This window comes from Planomonospora algeriensis (assembly GCF_977012225.1).
The window spans coordinates 1-7378 of the sequence record NZ_CDRNDK010000330.1; the positions used below are offsets into that span (position 1 = coordinate 1).

At 73.0% G+C, this 7378-nt stretch carries 5 protein-coding genes; 2 read left to right on the forward strand and 3 right to left on the reverse strand.

Going from position 1 to position 7378, the window contains the following annotated elements; genetic code table 11:
• From ACWJ6R_RS26375 to wecB, 3 genes are all read right to left on the reverse strand, one after another.
• The coding region (locus ACWJ6R_RS26375) for a hypothetical protein (RefSeq protein WP_449064816.1) at positions 1-192 on the reverse strand (192 nt) is incomplete at its 3' end.
• Positions 182-2203 carry a flagellar biosynthesis protein FlhA gene (gene flhA, locus ACWJ6R_RS26380; RefSeq protein ID WP_449064817.1) on the reverse strand — a complete coding sequence of 674 codons (2022 nt, stop codon included), beginning with the start codon at positions 2201-2203 and terminating at the stop codon, positions 182-184. The genes flhA and ACWJ6R_RS26375, both read right to left, overlap by 11 nt.
• A 215-nt stretch (positions 2204-2418) precedes the next feature.
• Positions 2419-3585 (reverse strand): non-hydrolyzing UDP-N-acetylglucosamine 2-epimerase, encoded by a 1167-nt coding sequence (wecB, locus tag ACWJ6R_RS26385; RefSeq protein ID WP_449064818.1) that lies wholly within the window; start codon positions 3583-3585, stop codon positions 2419-2421.
• A 192-nt stretch (positions 3586-3777) separates the two neighbouring features.
• On the opposite strand from wecB, the gene ACWJ6R_RS26390 reads away from it, so the two are divergent.
• Both ACWJ6R_RS26390 and ACWJ6R_RS26395 read left to right on the forward strand, forming a co-directional pair.
• Entirely contained in the window at positions 3778-5433 is a 1656-nt protein-coding gene (locus ACWJ6R_RS26390; protein ID WP_449064819.1) for a histidine kinase N-terminal 7TM domain-containing diguanylate cyclase, read from the forward strand.
• A gap of 192 nt (positions 5434-5625) precedes the next feature.
• Positions 5626-7290 carry a methyl-accepting chemotaxis protein gene (locus ACWJ6R_RS26395; RefSeq protein WP_449064820.1) on the forward strand — a complete coding sequence of 555 codons (1665 nt, stop codon included), beginning with the start codon at positions 5626-5628 and terminating at the stop codon, positions 7288-7290.
• The last annotated feature ends 88 nt before the right edge of the window (positions 7291-7378 follow it).

Sequence of the window (7378 nt, forward strand, 5' to 3'; positions counted from 1 at the left end):
CGCCGGGGCCGGGGCGGCGGGACGCTCGGCCGGGTCCGGCACCTCGACCGTCAGCTCGTAGCGCTGGCGGGCGAAGAACCCGGCGAACCCGCCGGTGCGGACGCGGTCGGCCGACACGATGGAGACGCCCGGCCCGTGCTCATCGCGGACCTGGGACAGCAGCTCCTCGATGTCGGATCCCTCAAGCAGCAAGCGCTTCGGCATCGGTCACGACTCCCAGGGTTTCCACGCGGAACGGGCATTCCGCGATCTCGGCATAGGACAGGAGGGGCAGGCGGGGCGCGCCGAACTTCAGCATGCGGCGCAGGGGCATCCGGAGCTGGGGCGAGCAGACCAGCACCGGGCTGATGCCCTGCTGCTCGGCGGCCTCCGAGAGCTGGGCGGCGTGGCCGATCACGGCCTCGGCGCGGGCGGTGTCGAGGATCAGCTGCACGCCGCTCTCGGTGGGCCGCAGCGACTCCAGCAGCGCGTGCTCCAGCCGCGGGTCGAGCGTCAGCACCGGCAGCCCGCCGTCGGCGGCGTGCCGGGCGGCGATGGCCGGCCCGAGGGCGGAGCGGGCGGCCTCGTAGAGCGCGTCGGCGTCGGAGGTGTTCTTGCCCGCCAGGGACAGGGCCTCGAAGATGCGGACCAGGTCGCGGATGGAGACGCCCTCGTCGAGCAGCGCCTGCAGGACCGTCTGGATCTGGCCCAGGCTGAGCAGCGCCGGGGTGAGCTCCTCCACCACGATCGGGTGCGTGCGCCGTACGACCTCGACCAGGGCGCGGACGTCCTCGCGGCCCAGCAGGCGGCTGGCGTTGGCGCGGACGATCTCCGACAGGTGGGTGATGATGACCGAGGCGCGGTCGACGACGGTGGCGCCGGTGAGCTCCGCCTGGTGGCGCAGCTCGGCGGGGACCCACTTGCCCTCCAGGCCGAACACCGGCTCCTGGCCGGCCCGGCCGGGCAGGCCGTCCAGCCCGTCGCCGATGGCCAGCACGGTGCCGGGCGGGGCCTGGCCGCGGGCGACCTCCACGCCGTTGACGCGGACCACGTACGTCGACAGGGGCAGGTCCAGGTCGTCGCGGGTGTGCACCGGCGGCATGATGACGCCGGTCTCCAGGGCGATCTTGCGGCGCAGCGCGCGGACCCGGTCGAGCAGGTCGCCGCCGGCGGCGTCGACCAGGTCGATGAGGTCGGGGGCCAGGGCCAGCTCCAGCGGGTCGACCCGGATCTCCCCCATGAGGGACTCGGGGGAGTCGGGCGCCGGCCCGGCGAGCGCGGCGGGGTTCTCCTCGTCGGACTGCTCGGCCGGCGCGGCGGGCACCCGCTGGGCGAGGAACAGCACGCCGCCGCCGATGAGCAGGAAGGGCAGCTTGGGCAGGCCGGGGATCAGGGCCAGCGCCAGGGCGGCGCCGCCGCCGATCTGCAGGGCCCGCTTCTGCGCGCCGAGCTGGCCGGTCACCGTGCTGCCCATGTCGCCCTCGCCGCTGGCGCGGGCGACCATGAGGCCGGTGGCGACCGAGAGCAGCAGGGCCGGGATCTGGGAGACCAGGCCGTCGCCGATGCTGAGCAGGCTGTAGGTCTCGATGGCCTCGCCGGCCGGCATGCCCTTCTGCACCACGCCCACGGCGAAGCCGCCGACGAGGTTGATGAAGGTGATGATGATGGCGGCGATGGCGTCGCCCTTGACGAACTTCGAGCCGCCGTCCATCGAGCCGTAGAAGTCGGCCTCGGCGGTGACCTCGTGGCGGCGCTTGCGCGCCTCCGCCTCGTCGATCAGGCCGGCGTTGAGGTCGGCGTCGATGGCCATCTGCTTGCCGGGCATGGCGTCGAGGGTGAAGCGCGCGCCGACCTCGGCGACGCGCTCGGCGCCCTTGGTGATGACGATGAACTGGATGATGACCAGGATCGTGAAGATCACGATGCCGACGATGAGGGAGCCGCCGACGACGAAGTGGCCGAACGCCTCGATGACGTTGCCGGCGAACCCGTCGAGCAGGACCAGCCGGGTCGCGCTGATGTTCAGGGCCAGCCGGAACAGCGTCAGGACCAGCAGCAGCGAGGGGAAGGAGGAGAACTCCAGCGGCCGCTTCACGTTCATGCTCACCACGACCACGATCAGCGCGATGGTGATGTTCGCGGCGATGAGGAGGTCGAGCAGGACCGTCGGCAACGGGATGACCATCATCACGACGATCAGAACCACGCCGATCGGAACAGCCATCTGGCTGATTCCCCTGGGCAATGCGGTGCCCCCTCCGCTGCTCGCATGGAACGCTCGGCCGGTCGGCTCGGTGGCCGCGCACGCCGTCCTGGCGAATCCCCCCATCGGCCCCCGCCGTACGGTCCTGAGGATTTCCGCCCGTACGGCGGGCGGAAAAAGGAAAACCCGAACAGCCGCGACGCCGGTGGGCGCGCCGCGGCTCGGCCGGGGGAGGGTCAGGCGACGGCCAGGCCGTCCTCACCGGATCCGGTGGACCGCCCGGCCAGGTCGAGGGCGAGGCGGTTGACGATGCGCCCCGCGGCCCGCCCGTCCCCGAACGGGTTGACGGCGGTCGCCATCCGCTCGTACGCGGCGCGGTCGTCGAGCAGGCGGCGGGCGGCGCCGATGACGTCCGCCGGCTCGGTGCCCACCAGCAGGGCGACGCCGGCGTCCACCGCCTCGGGCCGCTCGGTCGTGGTGCGCAGCACCAGCACCGGCTTGCCCAGCGTCGGGGCCTCCTCCTGGACGCCGCCGGAGTCGGTCAGGACCAGGTCGCAGGCGGCGAGGGTGGCGGCGAAGTCGAAGTAGTCCAGCGGCTCGACCAGTTTGACGTGCGGCAGGCCGTCCAGGACGGGCAGCAGCGCCTCCCGCACGGCGGGGCTCTTGTGCAGCGGGAGCACGATCTCCACGTCGGGCCGTCCGGCCAGGTCTCCCAGCGCCTCGGCGATGCCGTGCATGGTGCCGCCCTGGTTCTCCCTGCGGTGCAGGGTCACCAGGACCCGCCGGCGGGAGGTGGTGAACGCCGAGCGGCCCTCGCCGCGCTCCAGCACCCACAGCAGGTTGTCGATGACGGTGTTGCCGGTGACCTGGACGTCGCCCGCGGGCACGCCCTCGGCCCGCAGGTTCGCGGCCGAGCCCTCGGTGGGCGCGAAGTGCCAGCGCACCATGGGCGCCACCAGGCGGCGGTTGAGCTCCTCGGGGAAGGGGTTGCCGATGACGCCGGTGCGCAGCCCGGCCTCCACGTGCGCCACGGGCACGCCCTCGTAGAACGCGGCCAGGGCCCCGGTCATCGCCGTCGTCGTGTCGCCCTGGACGACCACCACGTCGGGCCTGTCGTCGCGTACGGCCTCGCCCAGGCCGCTGATCAGGCGGGCCGTCAGGCCCGACAGCTTCTGCCGGTCGCGCATGACGGCCAGGTCGCGGCTGCTGTCCATGCGCAGGCGCCGCAGCATCTGGTCGAGCATCTCGCGGTGCTGCCCGGTGGAGATCACCATGGGTTCGAACAGCGGGGACGCGCTCATCGCGCGCAGGACCGGGGCGAGCTTGATGGCCTCCGGCCGGGTTCCGAGGACGAGGGCCGCGCGGATGCGGTCACCCCGGCGGGGGAGATGGGTCGCGGGCATCGGCGGGAGACTCCTGACCTTCGGGGACGGATCGCGGAAACCCCTGGCCACGCGGGTGGCGGCCACAGAGATCCCACGCCTTCGATCGGCCGGAAACGCGCCGGGCTTAGCCGGAACCCTCAGATCCGTCCGTGATCACGCCGATGAGGGATGCACGTCTGTCACGCGCTGAGTTACCAGGGAGTCGGAGGAATGAGAGGAATGGAGGGAGTCGTCTACGTCCTGCTCTTCTCGCTGTCCACGATGGTGGCCTCCGTCGTGGCGGCCGTCGCCTGGCGCCGCCGGCGTTCGGCGCCCGCGGTCGGCACGGTGGCGGTCGTCTCGGCGAGCGTCGCGGTCTGGTCCGGCACGGGCCTGTTCGGCCGCCTGGTCCCGGTCCCGGAGACGGTCGCCCTGACGGGGGCCGCCGCCATGATCGCGGTGTCCGTCATGACCTCGGCGTACCTGTGCCAGTCCCTGGCCGTGGTCGACCGCACCTGGCGGCTCTCGCGCCGGACCGCGCTGCGGCTCTCCGCGGAACCCGCGCTCTTCGCGATCGTGCTCCTGACCGATCCCTGGCACCGGCTGGTCGTCGCCTCCACCGGACTGGACGCCTCGGGGAACATCCTGGTCGGCTTCGGCCCCCTGTTCTGGGTGCACCTCGCCTACAACCTCGCCCTGGTCGTCACCGCCACGGCGCGGCTGGTCGGCGCCTGGCTGCACGGCCCGCTCTCCCAGCGCCGGCTGCACGGGTTCGTGCTGCTCGGGAACACCCCCTCCGTGCTGGGCGGCGCCGCGAGCCTGCTGGCGGTGACCGGGGCGGTCGAGGCGGCCCCCTTCCAGGCGGTGGCCCCGCTCGGGTTCTGCGCCAGCGCGGCCCTCACCTACTGGGCCCTGGCGCGGCTGTCGCTGCTCGAGCTGGTGCCGGTGACGCGCACCCACCTCTTCGACATGATCAGCGACGTGGTCGTCACGGCCGACGGCTCCGGCCGCGTCCTGGACGTCAACCCGGCGGCCCACCGCCTGGCGCGGCGGTTGGCGCCGGACCTGCCCGACCGGCTGGTGGGGCTCCCGATCACGGCGGTCCTGGGCGGGATGCCGATCGCGGACCGTCTGGAGGACGGGCTGGAGGTCAGCCTGACCGTCACCGACGCCCAGGAGCGCACGGTGGACCTGGACATGCGCGTCAGCGCGCTGAGCGACAGCCGGGGCGAGCCGGTGGGCTGGGCGGTCGTGGCGCGGGACGTGAGCGCGCTCAACGACCAGCAGCGCGAGCTGCAGGAGACCAACGACCGCCTCCACGAGCAGGTGGCCACGATCGAGGCGCTCCGGGCGAACCTGGCCGAGCAGGCGGTGCGCGACACGCTGACCGGGCTGCACAACCGCCGGTTCCTGATGGAGTCGCTGCAGCGGCAGATGCGGCTGGCGGCGGCCGAGGGGACGCCGCTGAGCGTGGCGCTGCTGGACATCGACCACTTCAAGCAGATCAACGACCGCTACGGGCACGGGGCGGGCGACCAGGTGCTGGCCCGGTTCGCCAAGCTGGTGAGCGGCCGGATCCGGACCGGCGACGTGGTGGCCCGCTACGGCGGCGAGGAGTTCGTCATCGTGCTGCCCGGCGCGACGGGCGAGCAGGCCCTGGAGCGGGTGGACGCGCTGCGCTCGTGGGTGGCGGCCGGGCGGATGCCGGCGGCGGGCCGGACGCTGACGGTGACGTTCAGCTCGGGGGTCGCGTCGCTGACCGGCAAGCAGAGCCCCGAGGAACTGCTGCACGCCGCCGACGAGGCCCTGTACGAGGCCAAGCGGGCGGGCCGCAACCAGGTGAAGCTCGCCGTGGTGGAACCGGACCCGTCCGTCGCCGCCGCCTGAGCACCCGGCCGCCCGGGGCGGGTCACGACGGATCACGGCCGGTCGCGACCGGTCGTGGGGACAAGGCGGATCGTTGCCGATCCGCAACCCGCCTTACATGAGAAAGCCTCAACTTGTGCGCTCCGCGCCCGATGGGCCGACTGCCACCGGCATCGTCGGCGGCCGGGATTTTCTTGAAGGGACGTGGCGTCGATGAACCACGCGTCAGGCGGGTGGACGCACCAGGAGACCGCGCCGCCCGCGGTCATGCCGCGACGCAGGGCCATGCTGCGCACCGTCGCCAACATGCCGATCTCACGCAAGCTGCTGCTGCTCGTGGCCCTGGGCTGCTCGGTCGCGGCGGTCGTCGCCGCGGTCGGCCTGTCCGGGCTCGGCAGCGTCGACCAGCGTGTCGAGGAGATCTACCGCGGCAACCTGGAACCGTCCGCGCAGCTCTCGAAGATCAACTCCGCGGCGCTGCAGGTCCAGAACAACATCGCCAACCTCGCCCTGTCCGACGGGCCGGTGGCCCGCAAGTCCTTCCTCGACGGGATCGAGCAGGCCGACGGGCAGCTGACCGAGGCGCTGGAGACCTACCGCACGTCGGTCAGCGAGGACGCCCAGCGCGAGCTGGTCGACCGGTTCGACATCTGGTGGACGGCCTACCGCACCATCCTGGAGAACCGCCTGCTCCCGCTCGCCGACTCCGGCGCCGAGGCCGACTTCCAGCAGGCCTTCCTCGGCGATGGGCAGACCACCAGCGCCAACGCGATGGCGGCCCTGGAGGAGCTGCTGCAGTACGAGCAGACCAGCGGCGCCTCCGCGGCGGCCGCGGCGCACTCCGCGCACGACACCGCGCGCAACCTCATGCTCGCCGCCCTCGTGGCCGGCCTGTTCGTCGCGCTCGCGCTCAGCCGCTACATCTCCGGCCTGATCGTCAAGCCGCTCCGGCGGATGCACAAGGTGCTCCAGGCCCTGGCCGGGGGCGACCTCACCGCCCAGGTCGAGACCGCGCAGCGCGACGAGGTGGGCGAGATGGCCGAGGCGCTGGCGTCGCGACCGCCAGCACCCGCGACGCCGTCCGCGCGCTCGGCGAGAACTCCGAGGCGCTGGCCGCCGTCCGCCGAGGAGCTCGCGGCGATCAGCTCGCAGATGGGCTCCAGCGCCGGTGAGGCCTCCGGCCGCGCCGAGGGCGTGGCCGACGCCGCCAACCAGGTCAGCGCGCACGTGGCGGCGGTCGCCGCCGGCGCCGAGGAGATGGGCGCGTCGATCCAGGAGATCTCCCGCAACACCGCCGAGGCCGCCAACGTGGCCACCCGCGCGGTGAACATCGCCAAGTCGGCGAACGACACCATCGCCAAGCTCGGCGCCTCCAGCGCGGAGATCGGCGACGTCGTCAAGACCATCACCTCGATCGCCCAGCAGACCAACCTGCTCGCCCTCAACGCCACCATCGAGGCCGCCCGCGCCGGCGAGTCCGGCAAGGGCTTCGCCGTCGTGGCCCAGGAGGTCAAGGACCTCGCCCAGGAGACCGCCAAGGCCACCGAGGACATCGGCCGCCGGGTGCAGACCATCCAGGCCGACACCGGCGCGGCGGTCTCCGCCATCAGCGAGATCACCGATGTCATCGCCCAGGTCAGCGAGTACCAGGAGACCGTGGCCGCCGCCATCGAGGAGCAGGCCGCGACGACCCAGACGATGAGCCGCAGCGTCGCCGACGCCGCGACCGGGTCCAGCGACATCGCCGCGAACATCGACGGCGTCGCCGACGCCACCGACATGGCCAGCCAGGGCGTGGCCAGCACCACCGAGGCCGTCAGCGAGCTGGCGGGCATGGCCGCCCGGATGCGCACGCTCGTGTCGCGCTTCACCTACTGACCCGGCCGGCGAGCGGTCCCACAGATCTCGAACGGAGACGACAGACGATGCGCAAGTACCGACGCACGACGGCGGCGGCCGCGGCGCC

Bases quoted from the DNA above. Each gene is read 5' to 3' on its own strand.
- flhA (WP_449064817.1), bottom strand. From the start codon at position 2,203: ATGGCTGTTCCGATCGGCGTGGTTCTGATCGTCGTGATGATGGTCATC.
- wecB (WP_449064818.1), bottom strand. From the start codon at position 3,585: ATGCCCGCGACCCATCTCCCCCGCCGGGGTGACCGCATCCGCGCGGCC.
- ACWJ6R_RS26390 (WP_449064819.1), top strand. From the start codon at position 3,778: ATGAGAGGAATGGAGGGAGTCGTCTACGTCCTGCTCTTCTCGCTGTCC.
- ACWJ6R_RS26395 (WP_449064820.1), top strand. From the start codon at position 5,626: ATGAACCACGCGTCAGGCGGGTGGACGCACCAGGAGACCGCGCCGCCC.